The sequence below is a fragment of the Blautia luti genome (assembly GCF_013304735.1).
Lineage (GTDB): Bacteria > Bacillota > Clostridia > Lachnospirales > Lachnospiraceae > Blautia_A.
Genome location: NZ_JAAITI010000014.1, coordinates 70,182 through 91,576 on the forward strand (window position 1 = coordinate 70,182; position 21,395 = coordinate 91,576).

A 21,395-nucleotide genomic window follows, 5' to 3' on the forward strand; every position below is an offset into this window, starting at 1 on the left:
AAGATTAAGAGCCGGCTGTTGTAATGCATACGCGTTGCGACAGCCGGTTTTTTGTGTATTTTCCAAAATCAGACATTAGATGTTGACACGAAAGGAGATTTTTTTACATGAGAAATTATAGTACACAGATGGAAGCTGCCCGTAAAGGCATCATCACACCTGAACTTGAAGTTGTAGCCAAAAAAGAGAGAATGACAACAGAGGAACTTCTTCCACTGGTAGCATCCGGTAAAGTCGTTATCTGTGCAAATAAAAATCATAAATGTATTGATCCGGAAGGTGTAGGTTCCATGCTCCGCACCAAGATCAATGTAAATCTCGGTGTATCCAGAGACTGCAAGGATTACGATGTGGAAATGCAGAAAGTTATGGAAGCTGTAAACATGGGCGCACATGCCATTATGGATCTGTCCTCCCACGGAAACACCATTCCATTCCGCCGCAAACTGACAAGCGAGTGTCCGGCAATGATCGGAACGGTTCCGGTTTATGACTCCGTTATCCACTATCAGAGAGACCTTGACACATTGACAGCCAAGGATTTCATCGATGTAGTAAGACTTCACGCACAGGATGGCGTAGATTTCGTAACGCTTCACTGCGGAATCACCAGAAAAACTATCGACCAGATCCGCAACCATAAGAGAAAAATGAACATCGTTTCCAGAGGAGGATCCCTTGTTTTTGCATGGATGTGCATGACGGGCGAGGAGAACCCGTTCTATGAATATTATGATGAGATTCTTGACATCTGCCGTGAGTATGATGTAACCATCTCCCTTGGAGATGCATGCCGTCCGGGATGCCTGGCTGATGCAACAGATGTATGTCAGATCGAGGAGCTGGTACGCCTTGGGGAGCTGACCAAACGTGCATGGGAAAAAGACGTCCAGGTTATGGTCGAGGGACCAGGACACGTTCCGCTTGATCAGGTAGAAGCAAACATGAAAGTGCAGCAGTCCATCTGCCAGGGTGCACCGTTCTATGTATTAGGACCTATCGTAACAGACGTTGCACCGGGATATGACCATATCACATCTGCAATCGGCGGCGCAGTAGCAGCTATGTCCGGAGCTGCATTCCTCTGCTATGTAACACCGGCAGAGCATCTTGCACTTCCGAACCTTGAAGACGTGAAACAGGGAATCATGGCTTCCAAGATTGCTGCACATGCGGCAGACATTGCAAAAGGTGTCCGCGGAGCCCGTGAGATCGACGATAAGATGGCAGATGCCAGAAGAAAGCTTGACTGGGAAGCGCAGTGGGAATGCGCTATGGATCCGGAAACAGCTAAACGTATCTGGAATGACCGTAAACCGGAACATGAGGATACCTGCTCCATGTGTGGTAAATTCTGTGCGGTACGAAGCATGAATAAAGCACTTGCCGGAGAGCATATCGATATTCTTTAAGTTTATATCATTATAATATGGAAGAAACTGGATTATCAGAGCCGTACCTGTCTGTGGTAAAATAGCACAACAGGGCGGCTCTTTTTCCATGTACAAAACAGAAATATCCATGCAAAATGTCATCCACATGACGAAAAAAGTACATATTCCATATACAAAGTGCTCAATAATCCATGTGGAAGGATTGGATAATCCATGTATTTTTTGTGTCCAAATTGTTAAAATAGCATCATCAAGTAATGAGGAACGTCGAAATTAAAGGAGGACGAAACATGAAAAGAAAGATGCTCAGTGTTCTGCTCTGTGCAGCAATGATGGGAACAACACTTGCAGGCGCAACAAGCGTACTTGCAGCTGATGACAAAGATTCCGACAGCAAATGGGAGTACAAAGAGGCTACTCTTACATTCCTGATCGACCCGGATACAGCATCTGCCGGATATCAGGCAGTATTTGATCTCTGCGAGAAAGAGACAGGTATCCACATCGAGACAGAGCTTCGTGCATCAGGTGGTGACGGAGATAACCAGGTAAAAACAAGACTTGCATCCGGCGAGATGACAGATCTTTGCGGATACAACTCAGGTGCTAAGCTCAACGAGCTTGACCCGGAGAGCAACTTCATCGACATTTCCGGTGAGGAGTGGGCTAGCCGCCTTGACGATACATTCGCATCAGCAGTAAGCGCAGGTTCTGATTCCGCAGTATACGGTGTACCGCTTACCGCTACAAACCTTGGATGTATCCTTTACAACAAAGATCTTTATGAGCAGTATGACCTTGAGGTTCCGGACACATGGGAAGATTTCCTCAAGAACTGTGATACTCTGAAAGAGGCTGGTGAGACAGCAGTTATCGGATCTCTTGGAGATTCCTGGACAATTCAGGTTCCATACTTGGGAGATCACTACAATGTACTTGCAGCAGAGCCGGATTTCTCAGAGAAATTCGAAGCTGGTGAAGCTAAATATGCTACAACAGAGGCTGGCCTTAAGAGCTTCCAGAAACTCGCTGACCTTCAGCCATATTTTAACGAGGATTACACAGCAACTACATACGCAGATGCATGCGATAAGCTTGTAAACGGCGAGGGTGCTCACTGGTTCATTCTTTCCCAGGCACTTTCCAGCATCTATGAGCTCTACGGAGACGATGTAAACAAAATCGGTGTTATGGGTGTTCCGGGAGATGACGCTGACAACCATGGCCTTACAGTTTGGGAGCCAACAGCTATTTATGGAAACGCTAACAGCGACAAAAAAGATGATATCTTAAGATTTATGGAGTTCTATACATCTGATGAGGCACTTGACGCTTTCACAGAAGCACAGAAACCAGACGGCCCATATTGTATCAAAGGATATGAGCTTCCGGATGACGCATATGACGGAGTTAAAGAGGCTCAGGAGAAATACTTTGACACAGGAAAAACAAATGTTGCAATGGAGTTCCAGACATCTGTAAAAGGAACAAACTGCGAGTATATCTGCTCTGAGGTTGCAACAGGACAGTCTACAGCAGAGGAAGCTGCAAAGGCTTACGATGAGGACTGCAAGAAACAGGCAACACAGCTTGGACTTGACTGGAAATAAGTAAATGTATGTCGGCCGCCTGTGTTTCAGGCGGCCGGCTTTAATGTCAGCCAGACATCTGGAAATCGGAAAGGAAATGAAGCATGAACAAAAAGAAAATATACAGTTTATGGTTTCTTCTTCCGGCAGTACTGATTTTTGTGATCTTCTTCATCATCCCGATGGTGACATCACTGTTTTTCAGCTTAACTGTATGGGATCTGAAATCATTTACATTCTGCGGCCTTGATAACTATAAAACATTCTTCAGTGAAAACTCCTTAAGTATATCTGTAAAAAATACGTTGATCTATGCAGTCCTTACAAGTGGACTGAAGGTAATCATTGCATTCTTTATCGCATTGTTCCTGACAAGTAAGATCAAGACAAAAGATTTCTTAAGATCTCTTGTGTTTTTCCCAAACCTTGTCAGTGCAGTAGCAATCGGTATTATTTTTAAGGCACTGATGCATCCGAGCAAGGGTCTTTTCAACACAGTTCTTGCAGCTATTGGAATTTCCGGACCTAACTGGCTGGGTGATACACATCTTGCCCTGTTTTCCGTAATTGCGGTTGATGTATGGAAAGGTGTCAGTATTTCCACAGTAATCTTTATTGCCGGTATCACATCTATTGATTCCAGCTATTATGAAGCTGCTTCTATCGACGGTGCAACCCGTTGGCAGACTATTCGAAACATCGTAATGCCACTGGTTCGTTCTTCAACAAATACCATTATCACACTTTCCCTGATCGGCGGACTTCGCTGCTTTGACCTGATCTGGGCTATGACAAAGGGTGGTCCTGGATTTGCAACAGACGTACTTGCATCCGTTGTTTACAAACAGTACGCAGCAGGATTCTTCGGTCTGTCTACAGCAGGAAACGTTATCATGTTTGCGGTAATTGCGATCATCGCATTCCCGCTTCAGAAATTCCTTAACAGCAGGGAGGTGTACAACTAAAATGAAAAAACAGAAAAGACTTACCTTATTAGGAGACATCCTTGGATGTGTTTTCGGTATTCTCATTTTTGCAGTACCGTTTCTCTTCATGCTGATCAATGCACTGAAGGACAGAAAAGAAGCAAACCTTCTGAGACTTTCCCTTCCGACTGAGTGGATGTGGAGCAACTTCAAAGAAGTATTTTCCGCAAATAATTATCAGATCATCACAGCATTTAAGAACAGTATTATCCTTACGATAGGATCCCTGATCGTGCTTATCATTGTAGGATCCATGGCAGGCTATGTTCTTCAGAGAAGATCTGACAGACCTGTAAAGATCGTGGATACACTTGTTATGACAGGTCTTATGATTCCTCCTGCAATCCTTCCTACAATCTGGATTATGCAGGGACTTCACATTTACAAAACCATGTTTGGTATGATCATGGTTGAGACAGCACTTCAGATTCCGTTTACCATCATGCTTTACAAAGGTTTTATGAATACAATTCCTGTAGAGCTTGAGGAGGCAGGATACATCGACGGATGTACAAGAAGCAATCTGTTTGTAAAGATTATTTTCCCTCTTCTGAAACCGGTTACATCCACAATTATCATCCTGAATGCGGTAACAATTTTCAACGATTTTACTAACCCGCTGTACTTCCTTCCGGGAAATGATAATGTAACAGTTCAGCTTACTCTTTATAACTTTATGGGCAGATACTCCAGTTCTTATAACCTGCTGTTTGCAGATGTACTGATAATCACTATCCCGATGCTGATCCTCTTCCTGTTCTTCAACAAGAAGATCGTAGATGGTATGGTAGCCGGAGCTGTCAAAGGCTGATGCAAAAAAAGGTTACCAAATATGCAAGATCAGAATTGTATGGTATGATTTAAAATGCTGTGCAACTGAGAAAAACAGATACTCTGCTGTACAGGCGGGGTATCTGTTTGTTGCTATATACAGTTTTTCAATAAAAGATGTGAGGTGTTTTTATGAAATTCCGTACAAAACTGATCTTTGGTTTTTCCATTGTAATATTTTTTATATCGGCAATCCTGGGAGTAGTCAGCTATAACTTTAATTCCCGGAGACTGTCAGAAAAGGCAGCTCAAAGCCTGAAATTTTATTCCAGGCAGACAGCTGCGAATGTTGATTTTACTGTAGATTCCATGAAACATGTGACGGATTATATTCTGTCAGATCCGGATATGCTAAACGCCATGAAAACACTTCCGAAGTATTATGGAAGCAGTACCTACAGCAAGACCATTGAACGTAATGAGCTTCTGGATACCCTGAATTCCGGAATTTCCATGTATTATATCAACAGCAATTTTTACAGAGTTATTATTTTTAACGAGTTCGGGGATGTGGCATCCAGTACCAATACCGGTTCCAAGATCACCAACAAAGCTCGAAATACGACCACCATTGACTGGCTGGATTCTGCGGCAAGGAGGCATGGAAAACCGATTCTGGTGGCACCGCATATGGACGGATGGGGGATCCGGGAAAGCGAAGAAGTTTTTTCCCTGGCGAGAAAAGTTCAGGGAGGCGATTTTGGATATATTGAAGTTCAGTATGCAACAGAGGAGCTGAAAGATATTTTCGAGGTTCCGGACAGTGACATCAAAGTAGTGGCATTTCTTCCGGGTGGTCATGTTTTGTATCGGTCCGAGGGGCTGCCGGATGAACTGGTACGCTATATCAAGAAACATCCTGCAGTAACCAAAATGGATTCCATAACAGTTTCTTCCGATGCCAGTATGTGGACTTCCGCATCGGAAGTGTCCGGGAATTACGGAATCCGTGTTGTGGCACTGGAAGAAAAAACAGAAATTGTTGCAGGTATGAAAGATGCACTGATGATTGCTCTTGGAATGGCTGTGGGATGTTTTGTGATCTCCATGGGTGTGGTGATCTTTATTGCAAGCAAACTTTCCAGGCCACTGACAGCACTGAAAGACCAGATGGAAAATACAGGCATTGAAAATCTGGATGCAGAACTGAAAGTTCCGGCTACGGACGATGAAGTGCAGGCAGTAGGAATCGCATATCAGAATCTGATGCGGCGTCTGAATGAATCTATTGTAAAAGAAAAACGCATGTCCCTTCTGCAGCTGCAGGCCCAGTTTGATACCCTGCAGGCCCAGGTCAATCCGCATTTTCTCTATAATGTGCTGAATGTGATCTCCAGCAGAGGTGTGATGGACGGAGATGAGGAAATCTGTGAAATCTGCGGATGTCTGGCAGCAATGTTACGGTATTCCACAAGTACGAAGGAACGGTACGCCACAGTGGAAAAAGAGATTGAATATCTGGAGAGGTATATTTTCCTTCTGAAATCCAGATACGAACATCGTCTGGAAGTGGAAGTTCAGTGTGAAGACTCCATAAAACAGGAAATACTTCCGAAGATTGTGCTGCAGCAGCTGGTAGAAAACAGTGTGCAGCATGGATATCAGAACAGCAAAAACATTATGAAAATTCAGGTAAAGGGCTGGCGTGATGAAACCGGCTGGTACTTTGAAGTCCGGGATAACGGACAGGGGGCAACAGAAGAAGTACGTGAAGAATTAAACGAAAAAATGAGAAAAATCCGGGAAAAGATTATGTCCAGGGGAAGCAGTATAGAGATGGAAATCGGCGGAATGGGGCTGGCAAACACCTATGCAAGAATGTTTCTTCTGTACAATGGAAAAGCGGTATTCCGGATACGCAACATGGAAGAAGGATTAAGTGTCATCATAGGAGTATCGGAAAAGGAGGAAGGAACCGATGTATCAGGTGATGGTCGTTGATGACGAGCCTATGGCAGCTAGTCTTATCGTCAACATCATAAAAAGAAAATACAGTGATTTTGAGATTATGGGAACCGCCTATGACGGAGAAGAAGCGCTGGAGCTGATGGAAGAAAAAGGAGAACCGGATGTTCTGATTACAGATATTCAGATGCCGGTGATGAATGGCCTGAAGCTTGTGGAAGAAACAAAAAAGCGTTATCCGGAAGTGATCAGTGTCATTGTCAGTGGATATCAGGAATTCGAATATGCAAAACAGGCTATCGCATTTGGGGTGTGCGATTATATCCTGAAACCGATCGTGCCCTCGGAATTTTCCAAACTGATTACCAGAATAGAGGAAAAGCTGAGGCAGAAATATTATAAAGAACGAAACACACTGATGCACAAAATGGTAAATGAGATTCCCATAGATGAAAAAACACTACGGAGATATTTTCAGTCAGAATGTTATTACGGGGCTATTGTAAGACTGAACGGGCTTCCCAGCCGTTATGGGGAACGGGGGAAAAAAGAAGTCTTTTCAGACATCAATGAGATGATGATTGCGTATGGACGTGACACCCAGGAGACGCTGTATCTTTGTCCGGGTGAGCTGGTCAGTGATGAAGATTATGAGCAGATGATACGGAGGCGTATTGGGAAAGAACAGCCGGAAGCTGCATATGTGACGTCTGTTATCCGGCAGAAATCCGTTCCTGCAGCACAGATTGGAGAAATGGTACGAGAGCTTTACCGGAAGCTGGATTCTTCTATTATACTGGGGAAAAATCAGACATTGATCCTGGAGGAAACTCCGTCGGCGAATCCAGGCGGAAGACCGGGAAAGGATTATGAATATCTGGAAGAACTGGAATATCTGGCGGGTAAACAGAAGTACGACCGGCTTCAGAAGGATACGGAATTGCTGATTCACAGATGGGTGCAGGAGGAACGGCCTCAGCTGTGGATTGAAGGGCGTGTGCGGCAGATTGGTTATCTGATTCAGCGTTACGATGCAGGAAACCGGGATTACCGGGAATCGGAATTTCTTATGGATGATATTTTTTCCACCGCAGAAAATGTGGAGCAGCTTTGCACCGGAATTTCCGATATCTTTTTCAAGGATGTAAAAGAAGATCCGGCATCCACACAGAAAACAGATACGGAAGAATATTTTGAAAGTGTGAAAGAGTACATCCGTAAACATATGGCGGAGCAGTTGTCTCTGCACAGCGTAAGCAAGGCCGTAGGAGTTTCGCAAACATATTTGAGCAGGCTTTTCCGAAAATATGAAGATGCGTCCTTTAATACTTATCTGACGTCGCTTCGCATGGAGAAGGCGAAAAAACTTCTTCTCAGAGAAGAGAAGATGTATGTGAAAGATGTGGCAGAAAAAGTGGGATACAAAGACCAGTTTTATTTCAGCAGGATCTTTTATTCCTACACCGGTGTAAGGCCATCGGAATATGTGGAGAAAGAAAATCTTGAGATCATATAAAAAATGGAGGATGAAGGTATGTTGTATCACAATGGGGAAAAACTGACAAAAGAAAAATTTGAAAATCCGGGAAGCGAGTACCGGGCAGCTCCGTTCTGGGCATGGAACTGTAAGATGACAGAAGCCGAGATCGACAATACGCTGGATGCCCTGAAAGCAATGGGCATGGGCGGCGGACATATCCACTGCCGTACAGGAATGGACAATCCTTACATGGGAGAAGAGTTTCTGAATCTGGTGAAATATTCCTGGAAAAAAAGCCGGGAAAAAGATATGCTGACCTGGCTGTATGATGAAGACCGCTGGCCATCCGGAGCAGGCGGCGGGCTGGTAACAAGAGATCACAAATACAGAATCCGTTTTCTGCTTTTTACTCCGGAGTGCCAGGACGGAAAGGAGATCGGAAACAGTGAGCTTCGCTCTTCCGGACAGGCGATCCGAAGCAATGAGCGCACATTCCTTGGAAGATATCAGGTACGGCTGGAGGATGGTTACCTTGCAGAGTATGAAAAGATCGATGAGGATGCACCGCTGAAAGAGGGATTTCAGGAATGGTTTGCCTATCTTGAAGTATCCGGGGACAATCCCTGGTTTAACAATGAGGCATATCTGAACACTTTGGATAAAGAGGCGGTAAAACGTTTTATCCAGGTAACTCATGAGAAGTATTATGAAAATCTGGGAGAGGAGTTCGGGAAAACCATTCCTGCTATTTTTACAGACGAGCCACAGTTTTCCCATAAACAGTGCCTGGATTTTGCAGATGAGCGGGTGGATGTGACCATTCCATATACCGATGATCTGGAAGAAACTTTCCAGACTGCATATGGACACAGCCTTCTTAAGCATCTTCCGGAGCTGTTCTGGGAGCTTCCGGGAGAAGCGGTTTCCAGAATCCGTTATGAATATCATGATCACATTGCGGAGCGTTTTGCAGATGCTTTTGCGGATACGGTGGGAAACTGGTGTAAGGAACATGGCATTGCCCTGACCGGACATATGATGGAAGAGCCGACTCTGGAAACACAGACAGCGGCCCTTGGGGAAGCTATGCGCTCCTACCGTTCCTTTGAAATTCCGGGAATTGACATGCTCTGTGACAGAAGAGAACTTTCCACCGCAAAACAGGCGGAGAGCGCGGTGCACCAGTTTGGAAGAGAAGGAATGACAAGCGAGCTTTATGGTGTTACAAACTGGGATTTTGATTTCCGGGGCCATAAGCTTCAGGGGGACTGGCAGGCAGCTCTGGGAGTAACAGTCCGTGTACCACATCTGACCTGGACTTCCATGGCAGGTGAGGCAAAACGTGATTACCCGGCTTCTATCAGCTACCAGTCGCCGTGGTATAAAGAATATCCCCTTGTGGAAAATTATTTTGCAAGAGTCAATACAGCCCTCACAAGAGGTGTGCCACATGTGAAGCTGGCAGTGATCCATCCGGTAGAGTCTTACTGGCTTTTCTGGGGACCGAAGGAACAGACAGCACCGATCCGTGAGGAGATGGATGAAAACTTTATCCATATGATCGAATGGCTGCTTTATGGCACTGTTGATTTTGATTTTATTTCAGAATCTCTGCTTCCGGATCTGAATCAGGGACAGGAAGAGGAAAAACTTCTGAAGGTGGGAGTAATGAAATATGATACAGTTCTGGTACCGAACTGCCTGACACTTCGAAGCTCTACTTTGGAGATCCTTGAGAAATTTAAGGAAAGAGGCGGCCGGGTGATCTTTGCAGGACAGCTTCCGAAATATGCAGATGCCTATCCGTCAGACAGAGGTGCGAAGCTGGCAGAGAAGTGTGAGACTGTGGCATTCAGTAAGTACCGTCTGCTGGAAGCTGTGAAAGAGGCAAGAGATATCGAGGTATTTGAGGATGACGGTAAACCCGCCACAAACCTGATCTACCAGATGAGAGAAGAGGGAGAAAACCGCTGGCTGTTCCTGTGTCATGTAAACCGCACAGAGAAGATCTCCGATGCCTGTATCGTGATCAATGAACTGCAGGAGCGTAAGAAAAATCAGGATCTTCCAAGAGAAGAAAAACTCCGCATCCGTATCCGCGGATCCTGGAAGATGACGGTATATGATGCTATGACAGGTGAAATTTATCCGGTAAAAGCAGAGTACCATAAAGGGGACACTGTTCTGGAACGAAGCATGTTTGATCATGACAGTCTTCTTCTCTGGCTGGAGCCGGCTGGCACAGCATCCATGGTATCGGAAGAATTGCTTTCTGAAACAGATAATGCTGAGAATAATAAGAGTGGTTCTGCCAGTGAGGAGAAGAAATGCAGCTGCCAGCTGGATATTTCCGATCAGGTGGAGATTGTCCGCAGTGAGCCGAATGTAAGTATCCTGGATCTGGCTGAATATGCGTTTGACGGTGGGGAGTGGCAGCCGGAGGAAGAGATTCTCCGTATTGACAATCAGTTCCGTGAGAAGCTGGGATATCCGCTCCGCATGGAGGCTTTTGCACAGCCGTGGACCAATGACAGAGTGGAAGGCTTTGAACATACTTTGTCCCTGCGATTCCATATCCATACAGAGGTTCTGTTGGAAGGAATCTTCCTTGCTATGGAAAATGACGAGAAAACCAGAATCTTCCTGGATGAGAAAGCAGTGGAAAACCGTGCAGAGGGATGGTATACAGACCACTGTATCCGCAAAGTGCCGCTTCCAAAGATGGAATCCGGAGAGCATGAACTGGTTGTTGAGATTCCTTATAATTCCAAAGTGAATATCGAAGCAATGTTCCTGCTGGGAGAGTTTTCCGTGAAAGCTGTGGGAAGAGACCAGGTGCTGGATGCAGTGAGCCACAAGGCAGCCTTCAGTGACCTTACCGTTCAGGGTTATCCGTTCTATGGTGGAAATGTGACATATAAAATTCCATTTATCAGCAAAGGCGGAGAAGTAAATGTACGGGCAAATCTGTTCCGCGCACCGGTTATGAAGGCTTCTGTGGATGGAAAAGAAGCGGGGTATATTGCATTTTCTCCTTATGAGTTATCTCTTGGTGAACTGCCGGCAGGAGAGCATCTCCTGGAGCTGACTGTATTTGGAAACCGGGTGAATACATTTGGAACCTTACACAACTGTGATCAGAAAGAAGACTGGTATGGACCAAATGCATGGAGGACAACCGGCGACCTCTGGTCCTATGAGTATCAGATAAAACCGTCAGGCCTTCTGAAAGCGCCGGTTCTTGCAGAGAAAAATTAAGGCTTGTAATTATAAAAAGAGCGCGTTATAATAAATCAATAAAAAGAAAATTTCTTCGGGGCAGGGTGTGATTCCCTACCGGCGGTATAGTCCGCGACCCGCTTTGGCGGCTGATCTGGTGAAATTCCGGAACCGACAGTAAAGTCTGGATGAGAGAAGAACGCGCAGTATTTGAAGAACGTGCTCAGCGCCCCGGGAAGAAGCTCCCGGGGCTTTTTATGTGAAGGAATTTTTTCGCATAAAGATTTCTTGTAGAAATTTTCTTTGAATATTTCTGAAGAAGGAGAGAGAGTTATGAGTGAACAGATATTACAGAGAGGAAATGCCGTGGAAAGAAGCAGAACAAGAACTATCGCGCAGGTAGCTATGCTTGGTGCTGTGGCAGGAGTATTGATGAATCTTGAGTTTCCGATCCCGTTTCTTGCACCGTCTTTTTATCAGCTTGATTTTTCCGAGGTACCGGTTATGGTAGGAACCTTCGCTATGGGACCTGTAGCAGGTATCCTGATCGAGCTTGTGAAGATTCTCGTACATCTCGTGACTAAGGGAACCATGACTGCCGGTGTTGGCGATGTTGCCAACTTCCTGTTTGGATGTGCCTATGTGGTACCGGCCGGCCTGATCTATCGTTTCCGTCATAAAAAGAGCAGAGTACATGCAGTTGCAGGTATGGCAGCGGGAACAGTTCTGACAGCGATCCTTGCATGCTTTGTCAATGCCTTTGTGCTGCTTCCGGCTTACGGTAAGGCTTTTGGAATGCCGATCGAGACTTTTATCCAGATGGGAAGTGCAGTACACAGCTCCGTAAACGGGCTGCTTACCTTTGCACTGCTGATCATCGTACCGTTTAATATCTTTAAATATGCACTGACATCTTTGATCGTATTTGTAATTTATAAGAAGATCCGTGTTGTACTGAAGGGTGACTGATCGTAAGAGAAAATAAAAATGCCATGTAATTTTACTGTGAATATAATAAGCAGTAAGGTTACATGGCATTTTTTATATATTACAGATGTATGCAGGTTGTGGTGTCTGCTTTATATGTCTGTATTTATTGGGCTGCAGAACATCAGACGGTCTGTTCTGCAGCTTTCATAATTCCAAGTTCACGTCTGGCAAAAACAACAGCCAGTACGAATGCGGAGGTATCTGCAATCGGTCCTGCATACATGACACCATCGATTCCAAAGAGGAAGGGGAAGATGACGATCAGTGGCAACAGGAAGAATACCTGCCTTGTGAGGGACATGATCACACCGAGTCTTGCTTTTCCCATGGAGGTAAAAAATCCGGCAGACATAGGCTGGATTCCGTTGGCAAAAGTCATCAGCATGAAGATTCGGAGATATTTTTCCGCAAACTGAAAGTACAGGTCGCTTCCGTTTCCGAAGATGCTTACGATCTGGTGAGGGAAGAACTGGAAACAGATAAAAAATACGGTTGCAATCACAGTACATAAGGTTACGGAATAACGGTATGTCTGACGTACACGGCTGTATTTTTCGGCACCGTAGTTAAATCCCCAGATGGGCTGGGAACCCTGGGAGATTCCGATGCAGATGGCCATAAATACCTGGTTGACTTTGGAAATGATTCCTGCACAGGCGATAGGGATATCACTTCCGTAAGCGGAGAGTGCGCCGTAATGGCGAAGGGTGTTGTTCATGACGATCTGCACTGCGGCGATGGCAATCTGGTTGATACAGGATGCCATTCCCAGAGAAAAAATAGCGGACAGGTTGTGGGCCTTCGGGATCAGCATGGAGCGGTCCAGATACATGTTCCGAAGTCTGGCAAAGTAAAAAATAATTAAGAGTCCGGACACAACCTGACCGATCACCGTTGCCCAGGCCGCGCCTTTGATGCCCCAGCCGAACCCGAAGATAAAAAGTGGGTCTAGGATGGTGTTGATGATTGCGCCGGCCAGGATACAGGTCATGGAATATGTGGGACTCCGGTCTGCGCGGACCAGATGATTGCCGCCGGTGCTTAAAACATAAAAGGGCAGGCCGACGGCGGTAATTCCCATGTAATCAATGGCATAGGGCATAACGTCTGCGGTTCCGCCGAAAAAATGGAGCAGTGGTTTCAGGAACAGGAGGACAATGACCGCTAAGATTCCGCCTGAGATCACCAGGGAAGAGAGTCCGGTTCCTGCAATGGAGCTGGCTTTTTTTTCGTTTCCTGCGCCCATTTCCAGGTTGTAATTGGAGGCGCTGCCGATTCCGAGGAGCAGTGCGGCTGCGGTGGAGATGATGGTTACAGGAAATGCGATGTTTGTGGCTGCATTTCCCAGCATTCCTACGCCCTGACCGATGAAGATCTGGTCAACGATGTTGTAGAGTGCGCTGACCAGCATGCTGATGATGGCGGGGATGGCGAACTTGGCGATCAGGCTGCCTACAGGGGCGGTTCCCAGAGGGTTTTCGGCCTGGGCAGAGGTGGTCTGGTTTTTCAATGTTTTTTCCTTCTTTCTTGTCTGCAGTAGCTGTTTGGTAATGTGATAAATAAATTTTAAATTTTATAGCAGGGTATTTATTATAGCACTATTGTGAAGTGAGTGTAAGTATAAAAAATTGACCTTTGGTTTTGGATAGGATAAAATGTTTTTAGAAAAAATTTTCGGGAAGGAGCTTTTCAGATGGGTAAGATCAACAGTGTGAAAAAACTTACAGATAATAAGTTCGTGAATCTTTATGGGGTGGATGCAACCAGTGTACATGATACGCCGGTTTCTTATTTTGTGGCCTCCAGGGCGAAGAGTGTGGAGGATATGAAGCTTTCTACGGGGGAGAATCATCCGGATGGGGTGATCATTTACAGTGTTTATGGAGAGAAGAGGGATAAGGTTGTGCTGATCCGTCAGTATCGGTATACGATCGGCGGGTATATTTATGAGTTTCCGGCGGGGCTTGTGGAGCCTGGGGAGGATTTCCATGAGGGTGCTGTGCGGGAGATGTTTGAGGAGACCGGGTTGAAGCTGGAGCCGATCAAGGTTGCGGAGGCTTTTGAGAAGCCTTATTTTACGACGATCGGGATGACGGATGAATCCTGTGCTACGGTTTATGGGTATGCCAGTGGTGAGGTTAGTAAGGCTGCTCAGGAGGATAGTGAGGAGATCGAGGTTGTGATCGCGGACCGGGATGAGGTCAGGAGGATACTGAAGGAGGAGAGGGTTGCGATCATGTGTGCTTATATGCTGATGCACTTTTTGAAAGATGAAGAACCATTTGACTTTTTGAAAGAAATCTGAGAAAAAATCAAGGGGAATCTGCGGTTGCGGATTCCCCGTTTTGATCAGATTTCTGTGAGTTTACCCAGGTCTTTGTTGTATTTGCAGTATTTGCCGTTTTCGGAGATAAATGGCTGGTAGGTGTCGGTACGGTTGTCTTTGACATAGACGATTCCGGTGGCGATCATTTCTACCAGGGAGAAGCGTTTGCTTAAGCTGGAGATCCAGCGGTAAGTTTTTTCGTTGCCGGAGTCTGCCATGAGGAGGTTGTAGCCGCCTGGGCAGGATTCCAGGGTGAAGTAGACTTTCTGGGACCGGATGGAGGTGTTGAAGACCTGGCCGGTGATGTAGGTGGAGAAGTTGGTTTCTACAAATTGGCGGAAGGTGTAGAGATCGTAGATCACGCCGGTGGTCTCATCTTTGATCTTGTCGCCGCGTTCGATGCGGGCTTTCAGGAGCTTGAGGACTTCGATGGTCCAGTTGATGAAGGAGATACTGCTGTAGGTCATGCTTTCCTGAAGCTGATCGACCAGCTGTTTTGACAGGATGTTGGATTTTGATGCTTCATTAAAAAGTTCTTCGTTCATAAGGTTCCCTCCAGTGTTGGATTTTTATATGGTTTTCGCTCTTTTTTTGTATCTTTTATTATAAGTCTGAATTGTATATAAAGCAATAAAAAATGCGTAAAATACAAAGATAATTATTGAAAAATGATATATAATTAACGAGCGTGTTTTGAAAATATCAGTGCTTTTGGTGGCTGAGTTAAATGTGGACTGTAAATATCGAGTTAATTTGGATAACTATAAATAATTATAAGGAAGAGTTTTACTAAATATCCCCATTTTATTGATGAAATTTTGTCGTATATCCCCCTTGACATAAAGGCTTCCTCCGGGTGTATCATAATGCTGTGTTAAAGGAGGTAGACTATTATGTTTGAGACATTACAGGAAAAGACGGAAGAGAAAGCAATGGTGCAGTTCCTTGAACGCTTTACAGATTATCCATTTCTGGTAAAGTTCAAGAATTCCGAGTATCATATCGGAGAGGGAGAACCTACATTTACAGTGAATTTTAAGAAAGTAATCCCGCTTGCGGATCTGATGAAAAGTACGTCCCTTGCATTAGGCGAGGCGTATATGCGCGGGGATCTGGATATCGAGGGGAATCTTTATGAGGCACTGGATCATTTTCTGGGACAGATGGGGAAATTTTCGACCAATGAGTCTGCGCTGAAGAAGATCATGTTCAGTTCAACATCCAGGAAAAACCAGGAAAAGGAAGTAACCAGCCATTATGATATTGGAAATGATTTTTATAAACTATGGCTGGACGAGACGATGAGTTATTCCTGTGGATACTTCATCCATGAAGATGATACTCTGTATCAGGCACAGGTAAATAAAGTTGATTATATTCTTAAGAAATTACATCTCAAAGAAGGCATGAGCCTTCTGGATATTGGCTGCGGCTGGGGATTTCTGCTGATCGAAGCGGCCAAGAAATATAAGATCCACGGTACCGGTATCACGTTAAGCCATGAGCAGTATGCGGAATTTCAGAGACGGATCAAAGAGCAGGGACTGGAAGATTATCTTACCGTAGAGCTTATGGATTACCGTGATCTTCCGAAGAAAGAGTATCAGTTTGACCGTGTTGTCAGCGTCGGTATGCTGGAGCATGTTGGCCGTGACAATTATCAGCTGTTTCTTGACTGCGTGGAGAAAGTCCTGAAACCAGGTGGACTGTTCCTGCTTCACTTTATCAGTGCCCTGAAAGAGCATCCGGGTGATCCGTGGGTCAAGAAATATATTTTCCCGGGCGGAACCGTTCCGAGTTTACGTGAAATTCTGAATCATATGGCAGAGGATAATTTCCATACCCTGGATATCGAGAATCTCCGCCTGCATTACAATAAGACACTGCTCCACTGGGAAAAGAATTTCCGGGATAACATCGAAAAAGAGAAGACCATGTTTGATGAAAAATTCCTACGTATGTGGGATCTCTACCTGTCCGCGTGTGCGGCAACGTTCCATAACGGAATTATCGATCTTCATCAGATCCTTATGACCAAGGGCGTGAACAATGATCTGCCGATGACACGGTGGTATTGATAAAAGTCTTTACAAACCCGCCGGAAAGGAATATCATACTTTTATAAAACTATTTATAAAAGTCAACAAGAGGTTCCGTATGGCAGGAAAAGCAGAGAAAAAAAGCAATACAAGATCAAGGATCATCAGTTATGTGATGAATAATGAGAATACATCCAAGGTGGAAATTTCCAAGAATCTGAACATAAGTATGCCTACCGTGCTTTCCAATGTAAATGAACTGATGGAAAGTGGGGTGCTTGTGGAAACAGGGGAATATGCATCCACCGGAGGCAGAAAGGCCAAGAGTATTGGTATCAATCCGTCTTACCGTTATGCAATGGGAATTGTGATCACTGCCAATCATGTGGGAATGACACTGGTGAATATGAGATCTGAGATCGAAAAGACAGACAGGGTAAGAATGAAGTTTTCGCCGGAAACATCTTACTGTGGGGAGCTATCCATACTGGTAAAAAAATTTCTGGAAGACATGGAAGAGCCGGAAAAGCTTCTGGGAATCGGGATATCCATCAGTATAAAAACGCCATTTATCTTTCTCTGAACAATACGCTGGGTGGTGCTTTCTGCATTGATGGAAAACTGTTCTCCGGACAGAATCAGAAAGCCGGTGAGTTTGGACATATGATTCTGGTACCTGGCGGACGGAAATGTTACTGTGGCAAAAAGGGCTGTGCAGATGCCTACTGTGCGGCAAGCGCGCTGACAGATGGGAAGTATGAATCCCTGGAACTGTTTATGGAAGCACTTTCAGAGGGAAACACAAAAGCACAGAAGAAATGGGCGGATTATCTGGACAATCTAGCCATACTGATTTCCAATCTGCGAATGGCTTACGATATGGACATCATTCTTGGTGGAGAAGTTGGTGGATATCTTGCGGATCATATGCTGGCTCTTGGGGAAAAAGTGATGGAATATAACGGATTTGACCGGGATATCCGATATCTTAAGAATTGTACCTACCGGAAGGAAGCATCTGCAGTGGGGGCAGCGAAGCATTTTTTCAGTGAATTCATAAAAAATATATAAATAAAGAAATGTTATGGAAAAAGCCTGCAGGGGTGGTGTGATATGTGAACACACAGGATCTGCGGGCTTTTTTTATTATGATATCAACAGAATGATACTTCTGGCTGTAAATAGTGAAATATGCATAAAAACAGAAGGTCAGACTTGTTCAATACGTAGAATAGCAGGAAATACTATTGACAAATTCTTTCAAAAGAATCACAATATAATTACTTTGATAAAATGATTAATAAAAGTTACAATGAAAGATAAATGAAGATCAGCAAGGAGGAAAAAACAATGATTCAGCAGGTAATGACAAATCCAGGAGAGATTATTTTCAGAGAGGTACCGGTTCCGGAGGTAAAAGATGACCAGGTTCTGGTTAAGATCATGAACATTGGTATCTGTGGATCGGACATCCATGTATATCACGGCAAGCATCCGTTTACCAAATATCCGGTAACACAGGGACACGAAGTATCCGGTGAGATCACGGGACTTGGAAAGAATGTGACAGGTTTTAAGGTTGGTCAGAAAGTTACCATCGAGCCGCAGGTATACTGCGGACACTGTTATCCATGCCGCCATGGAAAGTATAATCTCTGTGAGGAACTGAAGGTTATGGGCTTCCAGACGACAGGAACAGCTTCGGAATTCTTCGCAGTAGATGCATCTAAGGTAACACCGATCCCGGAGGAGATGTCTTACGAGGAAGGTGCAATGATCGAGCCGCTGGCAGTTGCAGTCCATGCAGTGAAGCAGATGTGCGATGTAAAAGGGATGAACATCACAGTGATCGGCGCAGGTCCTATCGGAAACCTTGTTGCACAGACAGCCAAGGGAATGGGCGCAGCCAAAGTTATGATCACCGATGTCAGCGATCTCCGTCTTGCAAAAGCGAAAGAGTGCGGCATTGATATCTGCGTAAACACGAAAGAGAAAAATTTCGGAGAAGCTCTGGTGGAAGCGTTTGGCCCGGACAAGGCAGATGTGATCTATGACTGTGCCGGAAACAACATCACTATGGGACAGGCGATCCAGTATGCGAGAAAGGGCAGCGTTATCGTACTGGTAGCAGTATTTGCGGACATGGCGACTGTTGACCTTGCTGTTGCCAACGACCATGAGCTGGATATCAAGAGCACCATGATGTACCGCCATGAGGATTATGTAGATGCCATTGATCTTGTAAATGCCGGAAAAGTTCATTTAAGACCACTGATCTCAAAAACATTCAAGTTCAAAGATTATCTGAAGGCTTATCAGTATATTGATGAGAACCGTGAGACAACCATGAAGGTTATCATCAATGTGCAGGAGAAATAACGGTTTGTAATCAAAAATAATAAGAACTCCCGGATGTTGTCAGTTATTGACTACGTCGGGAGTTTTTTGTTATGTAATGAGCAGAGTTTCAAAATCAAAAACATTTTGCTCCACAGGACGACAGAAAAAAGAGTTTGTGTTATGATGGAAAAAAGCATAAAGAACGTCGAGTGCAGATAAAAAATAAGTTTAGAAACTGTTTAGTTTTTTCCGCTGTTGTTGTTTAGAAAAACGCTGTATAAGAAAGATGAACAAAAGCGCTTTGCTTAAATATATCTGCAGGAGGGTGAAAACATGGAAAAGGGAACAGTAAAAAGAAGGATTTTTCTTTCAAATGCACTGATGGTGCTGGTGACACTTCTGATCTTTCTGGCCATTAATCTGGTGGTTGTGAAAATTTACGCGGAATCCGTGGAAAAAGAACTGAAGACATCTATAGAAGACCTTATTGGGGGAAGCGGCACATCGAATTTTTCGGATTCTGATAATGTAAAATATCAACATGAGGATGGCCAGGAACTTCTCGGAGATCTGGATGATTTTCTGGAAAGCTGGACAATCCACAGAAATGAGTTTATTCTTTTATTTGGGGCAGATGGAATTATCTGTATCCTTGTACTTTTGCTGATGAGTCAGATTTTTACAAGGAATCTGGAGAAACATATCATGGAGCCTCTGGATCTTCTGGCACAGGGGGCAGACCGCATCCGGCACAACGATCTGACTACAGAGATCCGGTATGTGGGAGATGCGGAATTTGAGGATGTGTGTATCACATTTAATCATATGCAGGAGCACATTTTGCGCGAGCAGGAGAAGAACCGGAAATATGAGAAAGCCAGAACGGATATGATCGCCGGAATCTCCCATGACCTGCGTACGCCGCTGACTGCCATCCGGGGAACGATCAAAGGACTTATGGACGGCATTGCGGCAACTCCGGAAATGCAGGAGAAATTTTTGCAGGCTGCTTACCGCCGGACCGGAGATATGGACGGCCTTCTGAACCAGCTGTTCTATGTTTCCAAGATTGAAACCGGAAATATGCCTCTTTCTGTTCAGAAAATAGAGATTGGGGATTTTATCCGGAATTATGTAAAAGGAAAGCAGGAACTTCTGGATAAGGAAAAAGAGCAGATGCAGGCAGAAACGGGAAATATTCATCTGGATATTAATGCAGATCCGGAACAGCTGCAGCGTATTTTTGATAATCTTCTGGAAAACAGCCGTAAGTATGCAGAACGTGATGTGCTGAAAACAGAACTTTCCCTGAAAAGAACGGTAGGCGGCGTGGAGATTTCTTTCCGTGACAATGGTGTTGGTGTTCCGGAGGAAAAACTGCCCTATGTATTTGATGAGTTTTACAGAGGCGATGAGTCCAGAAACAAAAAAGAAGGAAATGGTCTTGGACTGTATATTGTGAAATATCTCGTGGAAGCAATGGGAGGAAATGTCCGCGGTGAAAATGCGGACGGTTTCGTGGTACGCATGGAGCTTCCGGCAGCAGAAACTCTGGTGGATGTGCAGAAGGGAGAAAAAAATGGCGGACAATAAAAAAATCCTTATCATAGAAGATGATCCGGATATCAGTATGATCGAAGAAGCCTATCTTCAGGCTTCCGGTTTTGAGACGAAGATACTCTCAGATGGAATGGACGCGGCGCAGATCGCAGAGGAGGAGCAGTTTGACCTTGTGCTTCTGGATCTGATGCTTCCCGGAAAAAGTGGCTACCAGGTCTGCCGGGAGATCCGTGATAAAGTGGATATTCCCATTCTTATGGTAACTGCCCGTACAGAATCCGTGGATAAGGTGCGTGGCCTTGGACTGGGAGCGGATGATTATATTTCCAAGCCTTTTGATCCGGCGGAACTGGTGGCGAGAGTGAACGCAAACCTGCGCCAGTATCAGCGGATGGTGGAGAAATTTTCCGACAAAGGGCCGGATGCTTCCGAGGAGATCCAGGTGCAGGATCTTCGGATCCTGGTCAACAGCTGGAAAGTTTTTAAGGGAGATACTGAGATACGTTTTCCAAACCGAGAATTTGAGCTTCTGAAATTTCTGGCAATGAATCCCAACATTGTTTTTTCCAGGGAAAAACTGTTCGAAAAAATATGGGGATATGATTACGTGGGCGACAGCGCCACGGTTATGGTGCACATCAACCGTATCCGGGAAAAAATCGAGGATGATCCCAAAAATCCCAAGATCCTGGAAACGGTATGGGGGGCGGGGTACCGCCTCAATAAATAAAACATA

The 21,395-nt window shown here is 44.9% G+C and carries 17 protein-coding genes and 1 riboswitch; of the genes, 15 read left to right on the forward strand and 2 right to left on the reverse strand.

What is annotated here, in order from left to right:
- Positions 1–107 precede the first annotated feature (107 nt).
- The 8 genes from thiC to G5B06_RS09505 all read left to right on the forward strand — a co-directional run bounded on the left by thiC (position 108) and on the right by G5B06_RS09505 (position 12,373).
- The gene (thiC, locus tag G5B06_RS09470) at positions 108–1,412 is read left to right on the forward strand and encodes a phosphomethylpyrimidine synthase ThiC (protein ID WP_173762000.1); all 1,305 of its coding nucleotides are present in this window, start codon (positions 108–110) and stop codon (positions 1,410–1,412) included.
- 272 nt (positions 1,413–1,684) lie between these two features.
- Positions 1,685–3,004: an ABC transporter substrate-binding protein gene (locus tag G5B06_RS09475; protein ID WP_148445225.1), complete on the forward strand. Its 1,320-nt coding sequence runs from the start codon at positions 1,685–1,687 to the stop codon at positions 3,002–3,004.
- An 83-nt stretch (positions 3,005–3,087) separates the two neighbouring features.
- Positions 3,088–3,948 (forward strand): carbohydrate ABC transporter permease, encoded by an 861-nt coding sequence (locus tag G5B06_RS09480; RefSeq protein ID WP_119239679.1) that lies wholly within the window; start codon positions 3,088–3,090, stop codon positions 3,946–3,948.
- A gap of 1 nt (position 3,949) precedes the next feature.
- Complete coding sequence (locus G5B06_RS09485) at positions 3,950–4,780, forward strand: carbohydrate ABC transporter permease (RefSeq protein WP_148445223.1); 831 nt, start codon at positions 3,950–3,952, stop codon at positions 4,778–4,780.
- A 152-nt stretch (positions 4,781–4,932) separates the two neighbouring features.
- Positions 4,933–6,741 carry a sensor histidine kinase gene (locus G5B06_RS09490; RefSeq protein ID WP_173771840.1) on the forward strand — a complete coding sequence of 603 codons (1,809 nt, stop codon included), beginning with the start codon at positions 4,933–4,935 and terminating at the stop codon, positions 6,739–6,741.
- A complete protein-coding gene (locus tag G5B06_RS09495) occupies positions 6,719–8,221 on the forward strand; it encodes a response regulator (protein ID WP_173771841.1) in 1,503 nt (500 codons plus the stop codon). The genes G5B06_RS09490 and G5B06_RS09495 overlap by 23 nt, the downstream gene beginning before the upstream one ends.
- Before the next feature lie 18 nt (positions 8,222–8,239).
- Positions 8,240–11,443, forward strand: a complete 3,204-nt coding sequence (locus G5B06_RS09500; RefSeq protein WP_173771842.1) for a glycosyl hydrolase — start codon at positions 8,240–8,242, stop codon at positions 11,441–11,443.
- Between the two features lie 47 nt (positions 11,444–11,490).
- Positions 11,491–11,608: riboswitch (FMN riboswitch) on the forward strand.
- Between the two features lie 129 nt (positions 11,609–11,737).
- Entirely contained in the window at positions 11,738–12,373 is a 636-nt protein-coding gene (locus G5B06_RS09505) for an ECF transporter S component (RefSeq protein WP_173771844.1), read from the forward strand.
- A gap of 142 nt (positions 12,374–12,515) precedes the next feature.
- On the opposite strand, the gene G5B06_RS09510 is transcribed toward G5B06_RS09505, so the two are convergent.
- Complete coding sequence (locus G5B06_RS09510) at positions 12,516–13,904, reverse strand: MATE family efflux transporter (RefSeq protein ID WP_243278912.1); 1,389 nt, start codon at positions 13,902–13,904, stop codon at positions 12,516–12,518.
- 183 nt (positions 13,905–14,087) lie between these two features.
- On the opposite strand from G5B06_RS09510, the gene G5B06_RS09515 reads away from it, so the two are divergent.
- Entirely contained in the window at positions 14,088–14,699 is a 612-nt protein-coding gene (locus G5B06_RS09515; RefSeq protein ID WP_118608862.1) for an NUDIX hydrolase, read from the forward strand.
- A 44-nt stretch (positions 14,700–14,743) separates the two neighbouring features.
- On the opposite strand, the gene G5B06_RS09520 is transcribed toward G5B06_RS09515, so the two are convergent.
- Positions 14,744–15,265: a hypothetical protein gene (locus G5B06_RS09520; protein WP_148445215.1), complete on the reverse strand. Its 522-nt coding sequence runs from the start codon at positions 15,263–15,265 to the stop codon at positions 14,744–14,746.
- A gap of 348 nt (positions 15,266–15,613) precedes the next feature.
- Here G5B06_RS09520 and G5B06_RS09525 point away from each other — a divergent pair, with 348 nt between their 5' ends.
- The 6 genes from G5B06_RS09525 to G5B06_RS09545 all read left to right on the forward strand — a co-directional run bounded on the left by G5B06_RS09525 (position 15,614) and on the right by G5B06_RS09545 (position 21,389).
- Positions 15,614–16,798 (forward strand): SAM-dependent methyltransferase, encoded by a 1,185-nt coding sequence (locus G5B06_RS09525; RefSeq protein ID WP_173771846.1) that lies wholly within the window; start codon positions 15,614–15,616, stop codon positions 16,796–16,798.
- A gap of 79 nt (positions 16,799–16,877) precedes the next feature.
- The gene (locus G5B06_RS19395; RefSeq protein ID WP_330596915.1) at positions 16,878–17,342 is read left to right on the forward strand and encodes a winged helix-turn-helix transcriptional regulator; all 465 of its coding nucleotides are present in this window, start codon (positions 16,878–16,880) and stop codon (positions 17,340–17,342) included.
- A gap of 26 nt (positions 17,343–17,368) precedes the next feature.
- The gene (locus G5B06_RS19400; protein WP_330606709.1) at positions 17,369–17,830 is read left to right on the forward strand and encodes an ROK family protein; all 462 of its coding nucleotides are present in this window, start codon (positions 17,369–17,371) and stop codon (positions 17,828–17,830) included.
- A 279-nt stretch (positions 17,831–18,109) separates the two neighbouring features.
- Positions 18,110–19,138, forward strand: a complete 1,029-nt coding sequence (locus tag G5B06_RS09535) for a zinc-dependent alcohol dehydrogenase (RefSeq protein WP_173771864.1) — start codon at positions 18,110–18,112, stop codon at positions 19,136–19,138.
- 294 nt (positions 19,139–19,432) lie between these two features.
- Complete coding sequence (locus tag G5B06_RS09540; RefSeq protein WP_173771867.1) at positions 19,433–20,692, forward strand: HAMP domain-containing sensor histidine kinase; 1,260 nt, start codon at positions 19,433–19,435, stop codon at positions 20,690–20,692.
- Positions 20,679–21,389 carry a response regulator transcription factor gene (locus G5B06_RS09545; RefSeq protein WP_092069818.1) on the forward strand — a complete coding sequence of 237 codons (711 nt, stop codon included), beginning with the start codon at positions 20,679–20,681 and terminating at the stop codon, positions 21,387–21,389. The genes G5B06_RS09540 and G5B06_RS09545 overlap by 14 nt, the downstream gene beginning before the upstream one ends.
- The last annotated feature ends 6 nt before the right edge of the window (positions 21,390–21,395 follow it).

What these genes read in the sequence shown, in the direction of transcription:
- thiC (WP_173762000.1), top strand. Translation starts at nt 108, where the DNA reads ATGAGAAATTATAGTACACAGATGGAAGCTGCCCGTAAAGGCATCATC.
- G5B06_RS09475 (WP_148445225.1), top strand. Translation starts at nt 1,685, where the DNA reads ATGAAAAGAAAGATGCTCAGTGTTCTGCTCTGTGCAGCAATGATGGGA.
- G5B06_RS09480 (WP_119239679.1), top strand. Translation starts at nt 3,088, where the DNA reads ATGAACAAAAAGAAAATATACAGTTTATGGTTTCTTCTTCCGGCAGTA.
- G5B06_RS09485 (WP_148445223.1), top strand. Translation starts at nt 3,950, where the DNA reads ATGAAAAAACAGAAAAGACTTACCTTATTAGGAGACATCCTTGGATGT.
- G5B06_RS09490 (WP_173771840.1), top strand. Translation starts at nt 4,933, where the DNA reads ATGAAATTCCGTACAAAACTGATCTTTGGTTTTTCCATTGTAATATTT.
- G5B06_RS09495 (WP_173771841.1), top strand. Translation starts at nt 6,719, where the DNA reads ATGTATCAGGTGATGGTCGTTGATGACGAGCCTATGGCAGCTAGTCTT.
- G5B06_RS09500 (WP_173771842.1), top strand. Translation starts at nt 8,240, where the DNA reads ATGTTGTATCACAATGGGGAAAAACTGACAAAAGAAAAATTTGAAAAT.
- G5B06_RS09505 (WP_173771844.1), top strand. Translation starts at nt 11,738, where the DNA reads ATGAGTGAACAGATATTACAGAGAGGAAATGCCGTGGAAAGAAGCAGA.
- G5B06_RS09515 (WP_118608862.1), top strand. Translation starts at nt 14,088, where the DNA reads ATGGGTAAGATCAACAGTGTGAAAAAACTTACAGATAATAAGTTCGTG.
- G5B06_RS09520 (WP_148445215.1), bottom strand. Translation starts at nt 15,265, where the DNA reads ATGAACGAAGAACTTTTTAATGAAGCATCAAAATCCAACATCCTGTCA.
- G5B06_RS09525 (WP_173771846.1), top strand. Translation starts at nt 15,614, where the DNA reads ATGTTTGAGACATTACAGGAAAAGACGGAAGAGAAAGCAATGGTGCAG.
- G5B06_RS19395 (WP_330596915.1), top strand. Translation starts at nt 16,878, where the DNA reads ATGGCAGGAAAAGCAGAGAAAAAAAGCAATACAAGATCAAGGATCATC.
- G5B06_RS09535 (WP_173771864.1), top strand. Translation starts at nt 18,110, where the DNA reads ATGATTCAGCAGGTAATGACAAATCCAGGAGAGATTATTTTCAGAGAG.
- G5B06_RS09540 (WP_173771867.1), top strand. Translation starts at nt 19,433, where the DNA reads ATGGAAAAGGGAACAGTAAAAAGAAGGATTTTTCTTTCAAATGCACTG.
- G5B06_RS09545 (WP_092069818.1), top strand. Translation starts at nt 20,679, where the DNA reads ATGGCGGACAATAAAAAAATCCTTATCATAGAAGATGATCCGGATATC.